Source organism: Microcoleus sp. B5-D4 (genome assembly GCF_036705145.1).
Taxonomy (GTDB): Bacteria; Cyanobacteriota; Cyanobacteriia; order Cyanobacteriales; family Microcoleaceae; genus Microcoleus.
Genome location: NZ_JAUBTV010000028.1, coordinates 19,011 through 38,957, shown reverse-complemented (window position 1 = coordinate 38,957; position 19,947 = coordinate 19,011). Strand labels below are relative to the sequence as shown.

At 45.3% G+C, this 19,947-nt stretch carries 22 protein-coding genes; 9 read left to right on the top strand and 13 right to left on the bottom strand.

Translation table 11 applies throughout. From position 1 onward, the window contains the following. Window positions 1-290 precede the first annotated feature (290 nt). From QUB10_RS15325 to QUB10_RS15315, 3 genes are all read left to right on the top strand, one after another. Entirely contained in the window at window positions 291-5,858 is a 5,568-nt protein-coding gene (locus QUB10_RS15325) for an AAA family ATPase (protein ID WP_333203357.1), read from the top strand. A 301-nt stretch (window positions 5,859-6,159) separates the two neighbouring features. Beyond that, window positions 6,160-6,864: a site-specific integrase gene (locus QUB10_RS15320; RefSeq protein ID WP_333203354.1), complete on the top strand. Its 705-nt coding sequence runs from the start codon at window positions 6,160-6,162 to the stop codon at window positions 6,862-6,864. A 207-nt stretch (window positions 6,865-7,071) separates the two neighbouring features. Further along, entirely contained in the window at window positions 7,072-7,968 is an 897-nt protein-coding gene (locus tag QUB10_RS15315) for a GIY-YIG nuclease family protein (RefSeq protein WP_333083913.1), read from the top strand. A gap of 123 nt (window positions 7,969-8,091) precedes the next feature. Here QUB10_RS15315 and QUB10_RS15310 read toward each other — a convergent pair whose 3' ends face one another. Both QUB10_RS15310 and QUB10_RS15305 read right to left on the bottom strand, forming a co-directional pair. Continuing rightward, window positions 8,092-8,622: an alpha-L-fucosidase gene (locus tag QUB10_RS15310; protein WP_333203352.1), complete on the bottom strand. Its 531-nt coding sequence runs from the start codon at window positions 8,620-8,622 to the stop codon at window positions 8,092-8,094. Beyond that, on the bottom strand, window positions 8,540-9,295 hold the full coding sequence (locus QUB10_RS15305; RefSeq protein ID WP_333203350.1) for an alpha-L-fucosidase: 756 nt from the start codon (window positions 9,293-9,295) through the stop codon (window positions 8,540-8,542). Before QUB10_RS15305 ends, QUB10_RS15310 begins: the two co-directional genes overlap by 83 nt. A gap of 130 nt (window positions 9,296-9,425) precedes the next feature. On the opposite strand from QUB10_RS15305, the gene QUB10_RS15300 reads away from it, so the two are divergent. From QUB10_RS15300 to QUB10_RS15290, 3 genes are all read left to right on the top strand, one after another. After that, window positions 9,426-9,791, top strand: coding sequence for a DOPA 4,5-dioxygenase family protein (locus QUB10_RS15300; RefSeq protein ID WP_333083910.1), 366 nt, complete (start codon window positions 9,426-9,428; stop codon window positions 9,789-9,791). Window positions 9,792-9,946: 155 nt separating this feature from the next. Beyond that, complete coding sequence (locus QUB10_RS15295; RefSeq protein ID WP_333083909.1) at window positions 9,947-10,450, top strand: hypothetical protein; 504 nt, start codon at window positions 9,947-9,949, stop codon at window positions 10,448-10,450. A 66-nt stretch (window positions 10,451-10,516) separates the two neighbouring features. After that, a complete protein-coding gene (locus QUB10_RS15290; protein ID WP_333083908.1) occupies window positions 10,517-12,469 on the top strand; it encodes an AAA family ATPase in 1,953 nt (650 codons plus the stop codon). A gap of 518 nt (window positions 12,470-12,987) precedes the next feature. On the opposite strand, the gene QUB10_RS15285 is transcribed toward QUB10_RS15290, so the two are convergent. Then, a complete protein-coding gene (locus QUB10_RS15285; RefSeq protein WP_333103585.1) occupies window positions 12,988-13,179 on the bottom strand; it encodes a hypothetical protein in 192 nt (63 codons plus the stop codon). Window positions 13,180-13,599: 420 nt separating this feature from the next. Between QUB10_RS15285 and QUB10_RS15280 the strand changes: the two genes are divergently transcribed. After that, a complete protein-coding gene (locus QUB10_RS15280) occupies window positions 13,600-13,941 on the top strand; it encodes an HNH endonuclease (RefSeq protein ID WP_333203346.1) in 342 nt (113 codons plus the stop codon). 138 nt (window positions 13,942-14,079) lie between these two features. Here the strand turns inward: QUB10_RS15280 and QUB10_RS15275 are convergent, their stop codons facing one another. The 4 genes from QUB10_RS15275 to QUB10_RS15260 all read right to left on the bottom strand — a co-directional run bounded on the left by QUB10_RS15275 (window position 14,080) and on the right by QUB10_RS15260 (window position 15,588). Beyond that, window positions 14,080-14,235 (bottom strand): hypothetical protein, encoded by a 156-nt coding sequence (locus QUB10_RS15275; protein ID WP_333083905.1) that lies wholly within the window; start codon window positions 14,233-14,235, stop codon window positions 14,080-14,082. A gap of 176 nt (window positions 14,236-14,411) precedes the next feature. After that, entirely contained in the window at window positions 14,412-14,624 is a 213-nt protein-coding gene (locus QUB10_RS15270) for a hypothetical protein (RefSeq protein WP_333103586.1), read from the bottom strand. 34 nt (window positions 14,625-14,658) lie between these two features. Beyond that, entirely contained in the window at window positions 14,659-14,886 is a 228-nt protein-coding gene (locus QUB10_RS15265; protein ID WP_333203344.1) for a hypothetical protein, read from the bottom strand. Window positions 14,887-14,931: 45 nt separating this feature from the next. Continuing rightward, the gene (locus QUB10_RS15260; protein ID WP_333203342.1) at window positions 14,932-15,588 is read right to left on the bottom strand and encodes a hypothetical protein; all 657 of its coding nucleotides are present in this window, start codon (window positions 15,586-15,588) and stop codon (window positions 14,932-14,934) included. Between the two features lie 127 nt (window positions 15,589-15,715). On the opposite strand from QUB10_RS15260, the gene QUB10_RS15255 reads away from it, so the two are divergent. After that, window positions 15,716-15,940, top strand: a complete 225-nt coding sequence (locus QUB10_RS15255) for a hypothetical protein (RefSeq protein ID WP_041623929.1) — start codon at window positions 15,716-15,718, stop codon at window positions 15,938-15,940. Between the two features lie 218 nt (window positions 15,941-16,158). Here QUB10_RS15255 and QUB10_RS15250 read toward each other — a convergent pair whose 3' ends face one another. From QUB10_RS15250 to QUB10_RS15225, 6 genes are all read right to left on the bottom strand, one after another. Next, entirely contained in the window at window positions 16,159-16,791 is a 633-nt protein-coding gene (locus QUB10_RS15250) for a hypothetical protein (protein WP_333203340.1), read from the bottom strand. Between the two features lie 107 nt (window positions 16,792-16,898). Next, window positions 16,899-17,219, bottom strand: coding sequence for a hypothetical protein (locus QUB10_RS15245; RefSeq protein ID WP_333203338.1), 321 nt, complete (start codon window positions 17,217-17,219; stop codon window positions 16,899-16,901). A 71-nt stretch (window positions 17,220-17,290) separates the two neighbouring features. Beyond that, entirely contained in the window at window positions 17,291-17,530 is a 240-nt protein-coding gene (locus tag QUB10_RS15240; protein WP_333103592.1) for a hypothetical protein, read from the bottom strand. 14 nt (window positions 17,531-17,544) lie between these two features. Then, window positions 17,545-17,964, bottom strand: coding sequence for a hypothetical protein (locus QUB10_RS15235; protein ID WP_333203336.1), 420 nt, complete (start codon window positions 17,962-17,964; stop codon window positions 17,545-17,547). A gap of 132 nt (window positions 17,965-18,096) precedes the next feature. After that, entirely contained in the window at window positions 18,097-18,915 is an 819-nt protein-coding gene (locus QUB10_RS15230; RefSeq protein WP_333203334.1) for a siphovirus Gp157 family protein, read from the bottom strand. Window positions 18,916-19,079: 164 nt separating this feature from the next. Further along, window positions 19,080-19,415, bottom strand: coding sequence for a DUF3846 domain-containing protein (locus QUB10_RS15225; RefSeq protein ID WP_333203332.1), 336 nt, complete (start codon window positions 19,413-19,415; stop codon window positions 19,080-19,082). A 94-nt stretch (window positions 19,416-19,509) separates the two neighbouring features. On the opposite strand from QUB10_RS15225, the gene QUB10_RS15220 reads away from it, so the two are divergent. Next, entirely contained in the window at window positions 19,510-19,896 is a 387-nt protein-coding gene (locus QUB10_RS15220) for a hypothetical protein (RefSeq protein ID WP_333203330.1), read from the top strand. The last annotated feature ends 51 nt before the right edge of the window (window positions 19,897-19,947 follow it).

The window sequence follows — 19,947 nt, the reverse complement described above, 5'->3', positions numbered from 1 at the left end:
AGAGATTGCGATCTGCAGAATTGGGGTCAGAGGTACGTTGTTGCGCTTGTGCGCTCTTCTCAGGCCCCGCCCAACAACGTACCTCTCCAGATTCTGCGGGGGCTATCGCCTCCGCAACAGTCCGCAGTATTGCCCGATAAGAGTGAATAATTTAAACAGGGCTTACCTCGAACAGCAGAAGGCGAGCGCCTTTTGTAGGGGCAAGTCCCCTCGCGTTGCCCCCTGCCTGCGGTGATGTTGCGTAAATTCTGTTAAAGCCACTATCAACGAATTATTAATCACCAAAAAATATGCTAAAACTTCCGGGATACACAAATTTTCAAAAAATTAATGAAGGCGTTAAAACAGTTGTTTATCGGGGGCTGAAGCTTCAGAACCAACAGCCTGTTATTGTTAAGCTACTAAGTTCTAAGTATCCACATCCTATTGATGTTGCTAATTTAAAGTATCAATATGAAATCGCGAAAAACTTGAACATCCCAGGAGTTGTTAAGTGCTTGGAGCTAGAAAGATACCAGAACAGCTTCGCCTTAATTATGGAAGATTTTGGCGCTCAATCTTTAAATTACATCCTTGCTTCTCTCAAAAACGATTTTATCGGCTTTCTCCGAATAGCAATTCAGTTAGCGGAAACTTTAGGGCAACTCCACAAACAGCAGATCGTTCATAAAGATATTAAGCCACCAAATATTATTGTCCATACTGCAACTTGGGTGGTTAAAATTATAGATTTTAGCATTTCTTCTCGCCTGGGTACAGAAAACCAAACAATTAACAATCCTAATTGTCTGGAAGGCACGCTAGCCTATATATCTCCAGAGCAAACGGGTCGGATGAATCGGTCGATTGACTATCGTACCGACTTTTACTCCTTGGGTGCAACTTTTTATGAAATGCTGACCGGTTCCCTACCTTTTGCAGCTACTGACCCAATGGAATTGATTCACTGCCATTTAGCAAAGCAACCAGTTCCGCCGATTCAGTTAAATCCAGAAATCCCCCAAGCAATTTCTGACATCACGCTCAAATTATTAGCCAAAACAGCAGAAGAGCGGTATCAAACTGCTGAGGGATTAAAAGCCGATCTAGAAAATTGCCTAACTCAGCTACAGGAATTCGGCACAATTTCACCATTCATTGTAGGGTCTAAAGATTTATCCGGTCAACTGCTGATCCCGCAGAAACTCTACGGTAGGGAAGAAGAGGTAGCTGTATTAATGGAAGCGTTTGAACGAACCAGCCTCGGTACAGCCGAAATGATGTTGGTCAGCGGTTATTCGGGAATTGGGAAATCTTGCTTAGTGAATGAAGTTCACAAACCTGTTGCAGCCAAGCGGGGGTATTTTATTGCTGGTAAATTTGACCAGTTTAAGCGCAATATTCCTTACGCTTCGCTGATTCAAGCTTTCCAGTCACTCTTGCGACAGCTATTAACAGAAGATTCTGAAAAAATAGCTGTTTGGAAAGAGAAGATTTTAACCGCACTGAGTCAAAATGGTTCTCTAATTATTAATGTTATCCCCGAACTTGAACTGATTGTCGGTCATCAGCCAGAAGTACCACAACTGAGTTCCTATGAATCCCAAAACCGCTTTAATCGCGTTTTTCAACAGTTCTTCAAAGTCTTTTGTCAACCCGAACACCCCCTCGTTCTTTTCCTAGACGACTTGCAGTGGGCTGATTCAGCATCCCTCAAATTAATCCAACTGCTGATGAGCGATCGCGACAGCCAATATCTGTTAACGATCGGAGCTTATCGGGATAACGAAGTCAATCCAGCTCATCCCTTGATTCAGACATTAGAAAAGATTCGAGAAAGTGGGGCTGCCATCCATAATATTACTGTTAAACCTTTACACCTAAACGATGTCAGGCAGCTAATTGCAGACACGCTCAACGAATCTCCCGAAGCTAGCCGTATAAAATCTTTCTCAGAACTGCTTTTCAATAAAACCCAAGGCAATCCCTTCTTCTTGACTCAACTGCTGAAAGTGCTGGATTCCGAACGACTGCTAACTTACGACACTTTTATCGATATTTGGCAGTGGGATATCGAACTTATTCAAACCATTGGCATTGCGGATTGCAATATCGTTGAACTGATAGCAAAGAATATTCTAAAGCTACCAGCATCAACGCAAAAAGTCTTAAAATTGGCGGCTTGCATCGGCAGCACTTTTAATTTAAGCGTTTTGGCAATTGTGAATGAAGAGTCAGAATCAGTTACTGCTTCTGCTCTGTGGCCGGCACTTCAGTCTGGTTTAATTTTGCCTCTAAGTGGAAACTACAAAATCCCGCTAGTTTTTCAACAGGAGGAACTAGGGGAACTTATTCTCAGCGATTCCAGGGTAGACTATAAGTTTTTGCACGATCGCGTGCAGCAAGCCGCTTATTCTTTGATTCCCGAATCCGATCGAAAATCGACTCACCTGAGCATTGGCAAACTTTTGCTGCAAAATACCAGCCCTGAAGACAGAAAAGAAAATATCTTTGCTCTGGTCAATCAACTTAATTTTAGCACTGACTTAATAGTTGGGCAAGTAGAAAAAGATGAACTAGCTTTCCTAAATCTAATTGCCGGTCAGAAAGCAAAGGCAGCGACAGCTTACGAAGCTGCTGCCAGGTATCTAAATATTGGTTTGGAACTCCTTGCTGCTAATAGCTGGCAGAGTCAGTATGAATTGACTCTCAACCTCCATGTAGAAGCAGTAGAGACAGAATTTTTAAACACCCATTTTAAGCGCTCTGAACTACTAGCTGAAACTGTTCTACAAGAGGCAGAAACCCTACTTGATAAGGTGAAAGTATACGAGCTAAAAATTCAATCTTATGTCGCTCAAAACCAGCTCATTAAAGCTATTGATACGGGTTGGGAAATATTGTCCATGCTGGGGGTTTCTCCCAAATTGCTAGAAGACGGGAATACCTCAGTAAAATTGCCTGCGCTGACAGATTTGGAAAATGTTCCCGAAATGAACGCTCCTGATAAGCTGGCGGCGATGCGGCTACTGGTGACTATCTCAGCTCCCGCTTCTATTGCCAAGCCTGAGATGGTTTTGCAGATTGTATTGACTCAAATTAATCTCTGCATTGAAAACGGTCATTCAGCGCTAGCAGCTTACGCTTACAGCATTTATGGCTTGCTCCTATGTGCAGCACTTGGAGATTTAGAGGCAGGATATTATTCCGGTCAGATAGCTTTGAAGCTGTTAGAGCAATTTAATGCTAAAGAACTCACAGCTAAAGTGTACACTCTGTTTAACGTTACTATCAGACATTGGAAAGAACACGCTAGGGAAACAATAGATGCTTTGCAAGAAGGGGTTCAAAGCGGTCTGGATACTGGAGATGTAGAATATGCTGGTTATTGTGCTTTGAACTCTTGCGCTCATATATTTTTAATTGGCAACTACCTAGAATCTGTAGAGTCGCGCCAAGCTCATTATCTCGATTTACTGCTGAAACTCAAACAAGAATTTGGCATTTACTACGTTAAGATATGGAGGCAGCTAGTTTTGAATCTTTTCCGACCTACTGCTGACAAATGTTGCTTAATTGGCGAGAGCTTTGATGAAGTAGAAATGCTGCCGCTCTTAGAAACAGCAAATAACCAGATATCCCTTTTTGCTGCCTATCTTGCTAAAGCAATTCTATCCTACTTATTTAAAGAGTTTGCTGCTGCCATTGAAAATGCTTCAATCGCTGAAAAATATAAAGCATCAGCACCCGGACACATGACGGTTGCCGTTCACAACTTCTACTATTCGCTAGCTCTTCTGGCTCAGTATCCCCATGTACGAGATCAGGCTGAATCTGGGAGGGAGAGCGAGCAACAAGAAGCTCTGGCTATTGTGGAGTTGAATCAAGAAAAAATGAAGGGCTGGGCTTACCATGCTCCGGCTAATTATCAGCATAAATACGATCTGGTTGAGGCAGAAATAGCGCGGGTGAAAGGGCAAAATTGGGAAGCGATGGAGTATTACGATCTCGCCATCGCGGGAGCTAAAAAACAGGGGTACGTTCAGGAGGAAGCTTTAGCTTACGAACTGGCGGCTGAATTTTATTTAGGGGCTTCAAGAGAGGAAATCGGTCAGACTTACATGGCATCAGCATACTACGGCTACGTTCGGTGGGGAGCGAAGACTAAGGTTGCCGATTTGGAGTCAAGATATCCTCCGCTTCTTTCTCTGATATCTGCTACTAAGAACGCCAGCGTTGAGAGAACTACATCTACAGAAACTACAACATTTACAAACAATACTACAGGTAATTCTTTCCTCGATTTAGCAACAGTAATGAAGGCTTCGCAAGTTTTAGCGAGCGAAGTTGTTTTGAGTAAATTGCTAGAAAAATTGCTAAAAATTCTGATGGAGAACGCTGGCGCCCAAAGCGGTTTTTTAATTTTAGCAAAAAATGGCAACTTGTTGATAGAAGCGTCTGGTTCTGTTGAACGAGATTGGATAATAGTACAGCAGTCGCTTCCAATCGCTTTAAGTCCAGATTTGCCATTGTCTCTAATAAATTATGTAGTCCAAACGAAAACAGATGTTGTTTTAGATGATGCCGGGAGGGATGAACTATTCAAAAATGATATTTACATTGTCAAAAACAATACTAAGTCTATTTTATGTACGCCTATTATTAATCAAGGTACTTTAATTGCTGTGCTTTATTTAGAAAATAATCTGGCAGCGGGTGTTTTCACAGTAGAAAGGCAGGAAGTTTTAAAGCTTCTTTCTACTCAAGCTGCCATTTCTTTAGAAAACGCTTTTCTCTATAAAAACTTGTCGGCAGCTAATGAAAAATTGCAGGAGTACAGCCAGACTTTAGAGGCGAAAGTGCAAGAGAGAACGCGGGAAGTTACCGAAAAAAACGCGCTCCTACAGCAGGAAATTAGCGAGCGAATCTCTACTGAATCGGCTTTGAGGCAGTCAGAAGTGCAGTTAAAAGAACAAGCAGTTCAGCTAGAAAATGCTCTGATTGAATTGCAGCAGACTCAGGCTCAAATGATTCAAACTGAAAAAATGTCAAGTCTGGGACAGCTAGTTGCTGGAATTGCCCATGAAATTAACAATCCGATTAATTTCATTTATGGCAATCTTACTCACGCCACTGAATATATGCAATATTTGCTGCAAATAATCAATATTTACCAGCGAACCTACCCGAATCTTACTCCTGAATTGGCAGCAGTAACAGAGGAAATTGAACTTGATTTCCTCCAACAAGACTTGCTGCAAATTCTGAAGTCGATGAATGTTGGAGCCGAGCGCATCCGCAATATTGTGATAGGTTTGCGGAATTTTTCGCGCCTTGCAGAGAGCGAGATGAAGCGGGTTGACATTCACGAAGGGATTGAGAGCACGCTGCTGATTTTGCAGCACCGCCTGAACTCAGCGGTAAAGCTGGGGGATGGAGATGATAGCGGCGACGAGGGAGGCATTGGGAGCAGAGAAATCCAAGTTGTTAAAGAATACGGGAACCTGCCTTTAGTCGAGTGTTCTGCTGGAGAACTCAATCAGGTGTTTATGAATATTCTAAGCAATGCGATCGATGGGCTGGTACAGTTGGATAACCAGCAGTGTCCAACGCCTGCGATTCGGATTCGCACAGAGGTAAAAGGCACTAGCGCGATCGTCTCAATTGCAGACAACGGACTTGGAATGAGTGAATCAGTCCGCGTGAGGGTATTCGATCCCTTTTTTACAACTAAGCCTGTAGGTTCGGGGACTGGTCTGGGCTTGTCTGTTTCGCACTCAATTATCGTACAAAAACACGGCGGTTCGCTAACGTGCATTTCAGCACCGAGGCGGGGAGCTGAATTTGTTTTGGAGATTCCCCTATCTCGGGGTATATAGACGTTATGTTAGTACATGATTTAGTTGAGTTTTTAGGACAATTTGGAGCTACAACAGTAACAGCAGGTTGTCAACCAATTTTAGAAGTGCATCGACCCATTTAGTATCCTTAATCCTACTACTTTTGTTAAGCTAATTGCTCCGATAAATGTGAATGAGTGCATCTTTACTGCGTTAGCTGCACTTGGGCTAATTTATGACGCTCGCCCTCAGCCACCGCGTTAAGAAATACCCCCAGACCGGTGCAGCAATGCAGTAAGTATGCAAGACTTTGGAGCATCGGGTCGAGTATACACCAAGCATGAAGATAGAACGGCACGGACAAGCAAAAATACTCGCGCAACAGGAAATCGAACTGCTGTTCAACAAAGGTTTGCTTTCTGAGCGCGATCGCACGCTTTTCGGCGTTTGTCTCTACACCGCCTGCCGGATTGCCGAAGCTTGTTCCCTGGAAGTCATCGATATTTACACTGCCTCTTGTACAGTCCGACCTACGATTAACTTCCGCAAGGGCAACACCAAAGGTCAACTCCAAACCCGAACGATTCCGGTGATCGAGGATTTGCGGAGTCTCCTGACATCTTGGAAACCCCACGCCGGCAAAACTTATTTATTCCCCGGCCGCCACCCTTCCCACCACTGGAAGCATTTGCATCCCGACTCAGCGGACAAGGTTTTGAGAAAAGCGTTCGATCGCGCCGGCATCGAGGGAGCCTCCACCCACAGTTTTAGGAGAACGGCTCTCACCCAGATGAGCAACGCGGGAATTCCGCTGCGAATTATTCAAGAAATCAGCGGTCACAACAACCTCGAACAGTTGCAGCACTACCTAGAGGTGAAGCCGGAGCAAGTCAAAGGAGCGATCGCCTCTTTATCGATGCTTTCCTACACCGGAAAAGGTACATTTCCCGGTCTAGAGCATGAATTGCCCAGTGTGCCGTTAGCGAGAGAGCAACTGTCACAAGACCAATCCAACGACGCGGCCCAAGAAATTCCCGACTGGTGACGAGCAATTTTAGATTTTAGATTTTAGATTTTAGATTTTGGATTGACAGTCGCATCAAGAGCATTGAGTGCCGATCGCTTTCTTACCCAAGGCAGAAGCCTTCACCCCCTGGATTTGTTGTTACAATTCTCGTAGCGAAGCGGGGCGTAAGCCATCGTGTGGAGCAGGTGCATCTACAAAACCGGCTCAAAGGAGAATTGACAGACAATGTGGCTTAAATTTGGTGTTGCTCTCAGTGGTGAACTGACGAGCATTGATGAAGTTGTGCGCGGAAAAACTCAGCTAACTTGTCTCTACTGCGGTGGCGGATTGACAGCAAAAAAGGGTTCGGTGAAAGAACATCACTTCGCCCACACCGAAAAGACTTGCAAGCCCGTGTCACAGCGGATTAAAACCAAAGCTTTCCCATCGCTTCCCCTCTACGACAACTTCACCATCCAGCTTAAGGGAGAGGAATTGGAACAGTTGAAAGTGCTGTGGAAAGAGTACGGGGCTCAAAAGCGACCGATTCCCAAAGACTTGGTAAACTTTCGGTGGCAGTTGAAAGGATTGCTGGAATCAGAGGGATCTCGCTCTTATCAGTTTACTCACCTCGGCAAAATTCCAGTGGGTGCGCTTCCCCTGGCGTTGTTCAACCAAGTCCAAGAACCCTTGCTGCTGTCAGAGTTAGTGAAGTTAGAAGGCTCTGTAGAGATTGCTGAAGCTGCGGGGTTATCTTGTTTAGAAGAACGGCGGGCTGATTTGCTGATTTATCGAGCACAACTTCGTCGGATTTTGGTCAATTCGCTCTATTTCCTGGAGGTGAAAGCTGACGGGAACACGTTCTATAAAATTGGAATTACTACTCGATTGATTGAGGAGAGAATCGCCGAAGTGCAGCGGGATGTGAGAGCGCATTACTCGGATGTGGTTGTCAACTTACTAGGATTGTGGGAACATCGGGGGAATGTGGAGCTGTACTTCAAACACCGATACAAAGCGTTTAATTATCGCATTGGCAAGCTGACGGAATATTTTGTGTTTCCTGATGTCAAAGCCGTGCTGAATGATTTGTATGGGATGGAACCTAAAGTGCTGAGTGAGGTTGAGGTGGATGCGATCTGACGAGTGGGGTAGGAAGTGAAAAAGTGCGATCGCTATACTGGTCAAATCTTCCTTTAAGTATCGTTATCGTTGGCTGGAGCAATATCAACTGCAACCACCGTAGCATAGGAATTGAGAGCTTCTTCAGGCACTTGAATCGTTAACTCCCCGCCTTGGATCGGCACTTAACATAGAATCGACAATCGCACAGCGAGTTGAGTATTGTAATAATTCCCCTCCACCTACAAAATAAACTGCTTGAATCCGTTTAATGGGTACACCTCTTACTGTTACTGACTCGTAGGGCTTCATTAGCAAGAATAAGTAAAAGCGATTGCCCCGCCGAGTAGAAGGGCCGTAGAATTGCCAAGGTTCCAGTCCCGGCTGTGTTCCTACAATACTCTGGGCATGGACACTCATCCATGCTTCTACGAATTGCAACAATTCCAATTGTTCAGATTGAATCTGCCCATTGCCCATAGGGCTGACATTCAACAGCAGATTGCCGCCTTTACCTGCAACTTCACAGAGGGTATGAATAAGTTGGCGAGCTGACTTGAATTGGGTGTCCTTCGGGTTGTACCCCCAGCTTTCATTCAGAGTTAGGCAAGCTTCCCAAGTACGCGGAGGCGGTTGGGGAGGAATGAATTGAAAAGCAGGTATCGAAGTCTCCAAATCCAGGGAGGCGATCGTTGATTAGCAAATGCGGTTGCAGCGAGCGAATCATTTCATGTAGCTGTCTAGCTTGCCATTGCTCTGGCTTTCGCTCCCAACCCCCATCAAACCAAAGCAAGTCAATCTTTCCGTAGTTGCTCAACAATTCTTGGACTTGAGCGAACATAAATTCAAGGTAGCGCTCCCACTGGGAACTCGTCGGCTGTCGAAACTTCCCAAACTGATACGGTTTGTCGGCTTCTGTAAAAGCCGGGTAGTCAGGGTAATGCCAGTCAATCAAGGAAAAATACAACCCAATTCGCAAATCTTCAGCCCGCATCGCCTCCACAAATTCTCGGACAATATCTTTTTTGTACGGCGCATACTCGATAGAAAAGTCGGATTGCTGGGTATGAAATAAGGAAAATCCATCATGATGTTTCGCCGTCAAAATCACATACTGCATCCCCAAGCGTTTCGCTAAATGTGCCCAAGTTTGAGGGTTGTATTCAGTTGGATTGAAAGTTTGGGCGGTGCGGTGATAATCCGCTACCGGGACATCTTGGCAGTACGGCAAGCTAAAGACGCCTCCCACCAACGGCCAAGATACTTCGTACCCACACTGGCTGCTATGACTCCAATGAATAAACATTCCCAATCGTGCTGTCTCAAACCAGTTATTTTCTTGAGTCATTGGTTTACGCTGAAATATAGGCGGCATTGCTGAAAGAGTAATGTTTACTCGCAGGTAAAATTAATCAGCTAGAGTATACTTCTTTGTGGGATTTGGCTGCAATGAACCTCCCCATAATACCCCACTGAAAATGATGAAAGCAGACACCATCAAAATTGTTGGTTTTCACGCCCATATTTACTTTGACACAGCCAGCCGCGATGCCGCAGAGCGCGTGCGCGAAGGATTGGCTCGGTTTGAGGTGCAGCTAGGGCGCTGGCACGATTGCCCCATCGGCCCCCACCCCCAAGCGATGTATCAAGTTGCATTTTTACCCCCGCAGTTTGGCATGGTAGTTCCCTGGTTGATGCTCCACCGCGAGGAACTAAATATTCTCGTCCATCCCGAAACAGGCGACGATCTGGCAGACCATACAACACATTCTTTGTGGCTGGGAGAAAAACTAGAGCTGAATGTCGAAGTCCTGCGACCTAGGACAGCCAACGCGAAGTTCTAAGTCATCATTCTCAGCGGTGGATTGCTCTATGTAGAGCAAACACTACTTGCTAGGTTCGGTAGTCCGCAAACTAAATTATTTGCTCAGAGATATCGTTGATTAATTAGTCAAAAACCGGCTAATCTTTGGCAATTGTAATTTATTTGAAGTAACAAATGACAGTTAAAGCTATTTCCGCCACCATCCTTTTAGGTGCAATTCCACTTCATGTTTATCAACTACCCGACGGCGGCTACAAAGTCGATGCGATTGGGGTTATGGGTGCGGTGGACAAAAAGGGCAGCGCCTTGAGCCGGTTTCTCACTGGGAAATCGCCCTTGGCTCTGCCTTTTGGCGGATATAATTTTACGCAAGCTCAAAGCATTCCAGTTGAAGGCAACGCTCAATTAATCAAGCCTATTCCCATTGCATTAGCTACAGCATATTGGTTGCATGAAGTAGGTAAAGGCAACGTAAAAGCTCAAGCTTTAGTGCAAGCCAGCATGGCAGAATCCATCGAACGGCGGGCTGACGCAGCATTCAGCATCAAGCGTACTGAACCTGAGTACAATCTGCGGTTTGGTGAATCTTTTGAGTCAGTTATGTTGGAGAACCGGCAAGAGATTACGGGCAGGAGATTGCCCGGTGATGATTTGTACTTGCCAGATGGGATTAACTGACCAGGAGTGCGATCGCTCCTGCAACTGCGCTAGTTTATTGATTAAAGTTTGCCCCTAAACACAGCTATGTACATCTCTCGTCTTCAGTTACTTAATTACAAGTCATTCCGGGAGTCTGGGGTGTTAGAATTCCAACCCGGCATCAATATTATTGTGGGAGCCAACAATTCAGGGAAAACAGCGCTGCTGGAAGCTCTGAGCTTGAGCTTTGAGACAAGCCCGCACCGCAGTATCGAAACGCTTCCGCAACCCAATTCAACGCCAATCCGAGAATCGGTCGCCAAAGTAACTTTAATCTTCACAAAAGCAGAAATTCACAGCCTGTTCGATAATTTATCACCCAACTACTATGTAGGATTGTCTTCGGCTCGCAATTCGTACTTGCCCGCATCCGAAGTGCTTGCTTTATTCCAAAAGTGGATGGACAATCCCAGCGATGTAGAGTTAACTGTTTCAAAATCAACGGTTCATTCAGTAAACCGGGATGGCATTTCAATCAAAGATTTAGATCCGGCTGTTGAGTTAACGTACTACCGGCCAGACCCAATGAGGATGGGGTTTAATAGAGGGAGCCAAAAAAATCTTATAAAAAAAGATGCGAACGATCGCTTTACATTCTGCCAAGAAACTGATGAAGCAGACAGGCATATAGAGGAAAATTTTTTCGTAACGCTTTTTGACGAATTCGCAAACCGCGTTTCCCAACTTCAAGCCCAGCGGTTCGTTGGACAATGCTCTATTGGAAATGATGAAAATCTCAATTCAAGCGCTTCAAACCTGGCTGAAGTTATTCATTTATTGGAATCGCCCAGTAAAAAAAAGTTGTACGAAAGTTTCAATCAGCACGTCTCTACCATGTTTCCACAGTTTGAATGGGTTTCAACTAAAATTTTATCGAAGCAAACTCGTCAGCCTCCCGATCTTAAAATATTACTTTGGCCTACAAAATCTCTCGAAAGCGGCAGAGAAGACTTGGCATTTAGCTTGTCAGACTGTGGAACTGGTACCGGTCAAGTGCTGGCGATTCTTTACGCGGTACTGGCTTCCCCAGAACACAGACCGATTATTATTGACGAACCCCAATCTTATTTGCATCCAGGGGCGGCCAAGAAGCTGATACAAATTCTCAAAGAGTTTCCGCAGCACCAATATTTTATTGCCACTCATTCGGCTGAGATTATTTCCGCTGCCAATCCTTCAACTATTGTGAAACTTCGATATGAGGATGGCCAAACCCAAGCATCAGCGATGAATGCAAAAGATATTAAGGAACAGCGCTCTCTATTAGCCGAACTGGGAGTGAGTTTGTCTGATGTTTTCGGTGCTGATAGCATTCTCTGGGTGGAAGGGCCGACCGAGGAACTGTGCTTCCCGCTCATATTGGAAAAGCTAGCTCCAAAACTTTTGACAGTAACTAAAATTGTCAGCATCAAAAACACGGGGGATTTATCGGGAAAGAAGGCTCACTTTGCTGATGTTATGTTTGACTTATACCAACGGCTCAGCGGTGGGAATAATTTGTACCCTCCTGCTGTTGGATTTGTGTTTGACCGGGAAAATAGAACTAAACAGGATCTCACGGATTTGCGGAAAAGGAGTCCAGAGCCAATTCATTTTCTGGAAAGGTGTATGTATGAAAATTACCTGCTCTATCCCGATGCTATAGCAGCCGTTCTCAATCGAGAAGATGCGGGGCGAGAACAACCTCTTACCAGCGAAGCAGTCCGAGAAGGGCTGGAAACCAATAAGGTTAAGTTAAAGGAAAAGAAGGATTTTTTATCGAAAGATACTACTCAGCAGGATTTATCAAATCCCCAATACGTTGACGCAAATATTAACGCAGCTAAACTGCTCGATGTGCTATTTTCCGAGTTATCCGAAGCGCGGGTCGAGTTTAGGAAAACTACGCACTCAGTAATGCTTACAGAATGGTTGCTTGAAAATAACCCAGAGCAATTTGCTGAATTAGTCCAGTTTTTGCGAGGTATCCTTGATGCGGGTAAAGCAGCGGTGTCTTGACGCGAGTGCGATCGCTTCCAATATCCAATTCTGGGAGAAACTAAACCAAACCCCAATCCACCCGCCATGCCCAAACTTCCCGAATGCGTAGGCGTAAGCCGGGGCGGAGCCATCGCTGTCTTCTCTACGCGCGCAATCAATCCTTACTTAGTTTGTGCCGTCCACGCCACAGGCTCAGACACCGACACTTGCCCCGACTTTTAAGAAAACCCTAACGCTGAACCGGAGGAACTCTGGGAACCCGAGGGTGCAAGCTACTATGACGGCGAACTTATCCTGCAACGCCCGGCAGCGGTGGACACGCCTTGCAACAGTTAGAGCTGCTGGATACCCATCCACTATTTACCGATCGATGTCCCCGGTGTGAAATGACTTATCCCCAATATGAAACGCCCCCGGTGCATTGGGATTGTTCGGCTTGCGGGTGGATCGATGATTCGGTGTGAGGCGATCGCTCCTGAGTTGTTCGTGAAACTAAATTTACCGAGCATTTCAAGATACTCGTTTCTACAAACCATTTAACGGGCAATCCGTTTGATGGGATGTTCCGATCGCAAAATACGTTCCTTCTGGGCCCGACTCCGCATAGAAGCCCTGATGCAGACATTTCGTCGGCAAGGCATATTTTGATTGGGAGGAGGAAAGGGATAACGAATGGACGTATCTTTAACATATTGCGCGCCAGACTTTCCCAATTCCCAGCTCATCATGATGATTTCCCCTCGGCTTTCAAGGTCGGGAATATATTCAAAATAGAGTTCGACTGGACCTGTTGCAATCGGCGGATAGTTGTGCAAACCCTGCTTCAGAATACAAACTCCAATTTCGTTTTTTAATTTTGAACTACAACTGGTAAGATCGGGGATTAACCCATCAGAAGCCCGCATCAGAACCAATTTCTTCACCAGCCGTGCGCCAAAAACCTGAGACTCCCGAACAATAGGCTACTTTAACCGAAGCATGGTTCGTAGCTTGTGAGTATAAGCCCACCGTTGAAGATTTTCGCTTATTGGCAGAATTACTGTGGGAGAATCAAGACAGTGTTGAAGTTGATTAGCTGCTGATAATTTTGAATTGAATTTACTTAACAGAGCGATCGCCCTATTTTGAAAAGATGAGCTTTTACCGCTATGCCTAAACCAAAGAGGTATCCCGACAATTGGCAAGAGATTGCGCTCTCGGTGAAAGAAAGCGCTCTTTGGCGTTGTGCAAAGTGCCATCAACAATGCCTCCGACCCGGTAAACAAAGCGGCTTAACCAAATCTGAACGGTGTGCTTTAACTTTGGCGGTGCACCATCGCAATCGGATACCGGAGGACAACCGCCCTGAAAACTTAATCGCTCTGTGTACCGCGTGTCACCTGTCCTATCACAATCGCGGTCAATCAAACGTATCGCCAGGGCAATTATCCTTGTTCCCCGATGATGGCATTGACTGGGATATTATGGAGTGCTCTCTGGAATCGGCATGAAACAATGTATCCGATCCGAATCCGCTGGTGTCCGCTTACTTTGTTTAAAGGTAGCTTTACAGTTTTCCAGCGCGAGCGTATTCGCCGTTGAAGAGGAAATTTCGTATTTTTGTTTAAGTATCTTCCCGTGCAGTAACTTCATCGGTTTGCCAGGATTCGCTTGAGCCGCTTCTTGGCTAATTCCCACAGTTCTTGAGAGTCTTCTGATTCCTGATTCGGAGCCAACTCAGTTGCTTGGGATGTTTCAATATTTACGGAAATTTCTGGTTGGATAGTTCTTTCAGGAGCTCTCATTTCCACTCACTTAAGCCAGGCACGAGTGCTGGAAATTCATCCAATTTGCAGCTAATCCAAGCAGCGCGTTTGCCGAGCGAAATTAAGAAGCCCCGAACGATCTCGCGCCTCATCCACAAAAAACAAAACTCACCCAGCAGCGGATGTGGCTGGGCTGTTTCGCGAACGGCAGACCACTACTCTAGGTGCTGCTCAACTAAGGCAATGAGTTTAGCGATCGCTTTCTGTTCTTCTAGAAGTAGTTCTTTGAGCTGGCGCATCTGTTCTTGATTTGGGGGTCTATGCACCAAGTCATCAACGAAGTCTAGCAGGGGAGACTTTCTAAAAGGTCTACCCAAAGCAGCTTCATCTCGCAAGCGCTTGGTTCGCTCCAGCTTAGACAGTTGCAATCGGTTTTTAGCCTGACGGCGTGCGATAAGTCCGTCAAGTCTTTGACATACGTTCCCAGTCCTCTTCATCTCCATACATCTGTTTTACTTGTTGTTTTAACTCGGTTATCTGCTCGGTCAGATTTGCCACCTGATCTTCAATAACGTCTGTTTTATCCTCCTGAATTTCCAGAGAAATTTCCAAAGATTCGACATATTCCGTTAACTTTTGTATTGGATCTGGCTGGGGCGACACGCCGTTAGACCCATTGCCGTTGGTCATAGTCATTCCTCACTGGTGTCTTGATGGAAGAAACTGGCGAGATCGCTATCGATCGTCCCGGACGTCGCCCGGTGTGGGTGGGATTGATGCGTTGGAGTCGCTAGCTATTCGCCAGCACAGAGCGCTTGCTAGTTGGTTTTGTTCGACGCGGCAAAGTGCTCGCACCGTCGGGAACCAAGCCTGCAAGTGGGATAAATCGTTGTTGACGCTACCGGAATACGCTTGGAAGGGGTCGCTCTCCAAACAAACGAAGGTTCGCAAAGCGTAGAGTTGGTCTAACTTCAACCCGTCCAATCTGTTGATTAAGGATTCGAGGGAATATTTTCGGGGCGTTGTGTGTCCCGCAATCGCTTGTTCCCTCAGTTCCCACCAACTCATCATGTTGGTTCGTTCGGTGGAACACAAAATCTCTAACTTCCGAACGCAGATGTAAACTGGCTGTCCGTCTTCCTCTAACGGGTTGTCTTGATCATCCAGCAGACGACCAGTGACGGTTTCAAGGCGAACGTCGGTCACTTCCATGCGTCCGATTGTGGTGGTGACGCGGGGATTGGGTATTTCTACAAAGCTTGGCTGAGCGGGTTGCGATGGCTGCCCGTAATCTGCGAACATAGAGGAAATCTCCATTGTGAGTGCCGTACCCCGCCCCAGAAGATTGCGAGTCAGAGGGGGCGGGGTTTGGTTTTGGATGAATTTCCACATTGTACCCCTTCTGAGTCCCTGTGTATACCCTCAAAGTGAACTATTGGGCATGAGGGAGAATCCTTAAGGACTTAGGAACCCCTAAATCCTTGTAGGATAAGCAGTATATGAATTGTGGAAATTGAAAATGCCCGACATTGATGCTCCTAAAATGGTACGCATAGATTTTTCCGTGCCTGCTCCGCTTTTAGAGCAAATGCAAGAATTAGCCAAGGATGAGGGTTGGAAGCCTGCCGAATTGCACCGGATGCTCTGGGTACTCGGGTTTGCAGCGTATACCGAACAGAGCAACAAACGCTTGGTAAACGATCGGCTTAGGGCAAACAAGGCTAAGGATAAACTCGACACCTGAGCTGTTGAGGCAGTCAAAACGCCTCGAACGAGGTGACACCCAGAATTAAAGGTATTCGTTACTGTTAGAAAGCTGCCAAGCATCAAGAAAATTACTGAATAAATTGCTTTATCCCTGCAAGTCAATCGCTTCATGGGCTAACTCCGCGTTTGCTACACTATGGGTGTTTTGTACCCATGCCGGGGCTGTAATATCGAGACTTCTCCGGCATAGATAATTTAGTTGCTCTCTAATTGCTGGTGGTATTTCTTACCTTCTGAGATTCTACGCTTGAGGGTGTCTAATGCCCTCACCGCTGTCCAATTACCCCGATTAGCTAATTGGATATATTGCTGTATCAATTCTTCGGTGATTTGTTGGTCTAGCCACTGCACCAATTCTGCGGTTGCGAGGCGCGCTTGGGGATTGGTGTTGCCGAACATCTCGAACATTCCCAAACGCTGCATTTGCTCTAAGGTCATACTTTCCACCGCTTTCACGGCTTCTTCAAACTCTTGGGCGGTCAACTGGGACGGCTCATGGGGATGCTGCTGTAACAGGAAATAATCAATTTCTTTGTACGCGCCGACATACATTTTATGGTGAACACAGTCGCATAAAATAGCGTGTTCTGGCAGCTCATCATCGGAACCAAAGTTATAAGGCTCTAAGTGGATTGCGAGAGTTATGTGTTCTATCAGTGGCGCATACACGGCGTAGTAACTAAACGTAGCCATTGCTCTGCCATTACTCCATGTGGCTTTGCTTCCTTGGTAATAAAGAGCAAAGTATTGAGTGTTGCTGACTCCCACCATCTCAGGTAACATGGGTGGCATCGCTACGGGTAATTCGATGAAGTGTGTTCCTAACATGATTCCTCCTTGTTCAAGTAAAAGGGCCTGGAAACGCTGGTTTTTTGCCCTTTCGTGTATTCAATATCTACCGTTGTTTCAGTCAATGCTCAACAACGAATTGCTCTTTATTTTGTTGTTAGTTCATTTGAGTTTCCTCCCAGATATAGGGGTGTTTTAAATGTTTGAATCCAGTGGGAATCAACACGAACCATCATTTCTGATGAATCATTTTTGATGGCATTCAGCCAAGGATTTTTCGCATCTCTCAGAATCAACTCTACTTTAATAGACTGCACGAACACTTCAGGCGGAACCCGACTAGCTTCAATCCATACCCCATCATCAAACGGGTTGATTGGATAAATCAGTTTTTTGAAGTTATACACATTGTCGTGATAGCAGTAGGGATACTCATAGCGCGATACCATCCGATTGGAATGAGACATGGGATTGTATTTTCTCAATGAGAAAATCTGCATATTTTATGACTCCATTAATCCAAGAGTGTAGTAGCTATCTAACAATCGATCGAAAGAAAACAGCCGTTAGATTGATAAGCCAAAGTTATCTTGAGTTCAAGCCCTTCTGTTCTCAAAACTTTTTCTGCCTCATCCAACAGCTCAAAAGAGTTGAACCAAACTTGAATGATGCCCTCAAGTTTATGATGCTTTAAGGTGTATCCTCGTTCGTGATGGGAAGGGTGACGGCATCTCACGAAGCAAGCCGTTCTGAGGAATGTGTGAATGTTTCTGGTCATTTTTATGTGTTCTGTTATTCAAATAGGATGAGAGCGCTGCTTTCTTGTCGTTTCCCGTACTCCGTGTTTACCTGCGTTCTCAACGCTTCAAACTCATCAAATAACTCACTCCGAACGTACTTGGTGTTGTTTCTAGAGCTTAGTTTGTAATAGGCGTGTTGCCATTCTGCAAAGGCATTCAATGATGCGCTGCTGTGCAGCAACCAATCGCAGTTGTTGAGGTGCTTGAACCCCCACTTTTCATCAGTCCATTCGGTGTTCGCATTATCCTTGCTATGCCAGCAAAGATACACCGCACCTGGGAATCCTTTGAGTAGCACTATTTCGTACAAATTCCAAGCTTCTGTGTAACGGTAGCAACTTTCTTCGTTGATGCACTCTCCGCCTTCATCTAAACCCATTTGAGTACAATCTAACCCTAAACAGCAGTGCATTGTGTACCTCTAACTTACTATTTTTTCTACACTAGCGACAGCTATCTTATTAAAATTTCTTTGGTTTTGAGGTTAACATTAAGCAGAAAAGAGTCCTTTGTAAAAAGTGATTATTTCCTGCTTAAGGGCAATCTATAGAACTCTCAACTTAGTTTCGCCTTCTCCGAATTGTGCAACTTTCTGAGCTTCGATATCTCCCGCTTCCAAGGCTTGTCGGATGACTGAATTATCGGGCGATACTTCAATGCGTTGAAACTGGGGAGGAAGTTGATTTACTTCACAAGGGAGTTTGAGGGGTAAAACTCCGCCATTGTTGCTGATAGTTAAGTGGAAGCGATGCAGGCTTAGTTTCTTGACACCCTGAGATTTGAGACACTTTTTGAGCTGCGCTTTCATCCAATTCACTCGTTTGCTGTCGGTAGCTGCGAGTTTATTCAGGCGTTCTGCTTCAGATTTACGTTGTTGGCTCAGGGCATGGCGGTTGGTAATGGCAGCGCAGTAGTTATCAACCTTGGAAAGCCATTGCTCGTAGGTACTACCCCGTTGTTCTAAGAGTTGTTGCACCGCTACTTCTAATTCGGGTGTGATTTCTTCACCTTCGATGTTGTCGATTAGCTTATCCAAGTCCTCCAGTTGTACAGTGAGTAGATGCAATGACTTAGTGTGTCCTCGGTGAGCCTCACAGCGACTGGAAATCAGAGCACGTTGGTCTGGGTTCATGTGTTGCCATGCTTGCTGCACAATTGAGTCGGTTTCAGGAGTTTCGGGGGTGTCGTATTGTGCTTTTAGTTGAGCTTTGAGGGCGGTCAGTGCTTCTATTCCCCGCTCTGAGGTTGCTAGTAATTGAGCGCAAATAACATCCAATAAGGACGTATTGGGCGTATTAGCCGTAGATTCACTCGATGTGACAGGTTCTTGAGATGCGGGTAATTGTGTCTTCTTTCTGGGCATGTGTCACAATTGTTCTAATTGTGATTTACACCCATTGCGCTAGCCATTTTGTTTAAGTTATTTTAGTTATTAATTTTATAAATTATTAGCTATTAGTAAGACGTTATTATTATATTATTTTAAATAAAAAAGTTGCCCCAAGCGCAAACTTGAGGCATGATAGATTAGATCCGGCTCGCAATAATCAGATTTGTCGCGACTAATTGAAACTGAACTTCGGTCAACCCTATTGTTTCACCATCATCCGTAGATGCAGCAGCGATTACTTGACCGTAGAGGGCAATCCTTCGGCTGGTAATGCAGGTTAAGGGCAATTCTTTGAATGAGAATTCCTCATCACAGATTAGGTCTATCGCGGGTTCTGGAAATTGATTCCGGACATATTCTATGAACGCAGGTTCACCTGCAATGCCCACTCGGTTTTGCAAATCTGCCAGTTCCAACTTTTCTTCTACTTCCAGCCGGTGGATTCCTGTTGAATTAATCAAAGCGTAGAGCATAGCTTACTCCCTATTTTTTTACACCCTAGCGGTAGCCCTTTAATTTAAATTATTGGTATATTTAAAATTACTCTTGATATTAAGTTGATTTAGTATGACACCAACTCAACTAGACCAGAGAACAATACCGAGACACAAAGCCGCTCTCAAGCGCAATGAATTAAGCTTACCTATGGCTGCTACTATTGATGGGGGGATACTCCAACACCACCACACACACTTGGATTATGGATGTGGTCGTGGGGATGATGTCCGCTTCCTCCAAGCAATGGGTTTTCGCTCCCGGGGTTACGAGCCTTACTACTTTCCCCGAATCAAAAAAGCGGCTGATATTGTCACCCTGATTTATGTCCTCAGCACTATTGAAACTCTCATGGTTCGGTATGAAGCGCTCATCTCTGCTTACCACTTAACCCGCCAAACTCTGGTGGTTAGTGCTATCACGCCCGCGATCGACCAATCATGCGGGTATTGCTTATAACGATGGCGTAATTACCAAGTGGGGTACGTTCGAGAAGTGCTACTCCCACAC

Excerpts from the sequence above, each read along its gene's own strand:
- QUB10_RS15220 (WP_333203330.1), top strand. The coding sequence starts at position 19,510 with ATGACACCAACTCAACTAGACCAGAGAACAATACCGAGACACAAAGCC.
- QUB10_RS15295 (WP_333083909.1), top strand. The coding sequence starts at position 9,947 with ATGACAGTTAAAGCTATTTCCGCCACCATCCTTTTAGGTGCAATTCCA.
- QUB10_RS15245 (WP_333203338.1), bottom strand. The coding sequence starts at position 17,219 with ATGTCTCATTCCAATCGGATGGTATCGCGCTATGAGTATCCCTACTGC.
- QUB10_RS15275 (WP_333083905.1), bottom strand. The coding sequence starts at position 14,235 with ATGAGAGCTCCTGAAAGAACTATCCAACCAGAAATTTCCGTAAATATT.
- QUB10_RS15250 (WP_333203340.1), bottom strand. The coding sequence starts at position 16,791 with ATGTTAGGAACACACTTCATCGAATTACCCGTAGCGATGCCACCCATG.
- QUB10_RS15280 (WP_333203346.1), top strand. The coding sequence starts at position 13,600 with ATGCCTAAACCAAAGAGGTATCCCGACAATTGGCAAGAGATTGCGCTC.
- QUB10_RS15240 (WP_333103592.1), bottom strand. The coding sequence starts at position 17,530 with ATGACCAGAAACATTCACACATTCCTCAGAACGGCTTGCTTCGTGAGA.
- QUB10_RS15290 (WP_333083908.1), top strand. The coding sequence starts at position 10,517 with ATGTACATCTCTCGTCTTCAGTTACTTAATTACAAGTCATTCCGGGAG.
- QUB10_RS15300 (WP_333083910.1), top strand. The coding sequence starts at position 9,426 with ATGATGAAAGCAGACACCATCAAAATTGTTGGTTTTCACGCCCATATT.
- QUB10_RS15315 (WP_333083913.1), top strand. The coding sequence starts at position 7,072 with ATGTGGCTTAAATTTGGTGTTGCTCTCAGTGGTGAACTGACGAGCATT.
- QUB10_RS15320 (WP_333203354.1), top strand. The coding sequence starts at position 6,160 with ATGAAGATAGAACGGCACGGACAAGCAAAAATACTCGCGCAACAGGAA.
- QUB10_RS15305 (WP_333203350.1), bottom strand. The coding sequence starts at position 9,295 with ATGACTCAAGAAAATAACTGGTTTGAGACAGCACGATTGGGAATGTTT.
- QUB10_RS15225 (WP_333203332.1), bottom strand. The coding sequence starts at position 19,415 with ATGCTCTACGCTTTGATTAATTCAACAGGAATCCACCGGCTGGAAGTA.
- QUB10_RS15265 (WP_333203344.1), bottom strand. The coding sequence starts at position 14,886 with ATGACCAACGGCAATGGGTCTAACGGCGTGTCGCCCCAGCCAGATCCA.
- QUB10_RS15285 (WP_333103585.1), bottom strand. The coding sequence starts at position 13,179 with ATGATGAGCTGGGAATTGGGAAAGTCTGGCGCGCAATATGTTAAAGAT.
- QUB10_RS15260 (WP_333203342.1), bottom strand. The coding sequence starts at position 15,588 with ATGTGGAAATTCATCCAAAACCAAACCCCGCCCCCTCTGACTCGCAAT.
- QUB10_RS15230 (WP_333203334.1), bottom strand. The coding sequence starts at position 18,915 with ATGCCCAGAAAGAAGACACAATTACCCGCATCTCAAGAACCTGTCACA.
- QUB10_RS15325 (WP_333203357.1), top strand. The coding sequence starts at position 291 with ATGCTAAAACTTCCGGGATACACAAATTTTCAAAAAATTAATGAAGGC.
- QUB10_RS15235 (WP_333203336.1), bottom strand. The coding sequence starts at position 17,964 with ATGCACTGCTGTTTAGGGTTAGATTGTACTCAAATGGGTTTAGATGAA.
- QUB10_RS15255 (WP_041623929.1), top strand. The coding sequence starts at position 15,716 with ATGCCCGACATTGATGCTCCTAAAATGGTACGCATAGATTTTTCCGTG.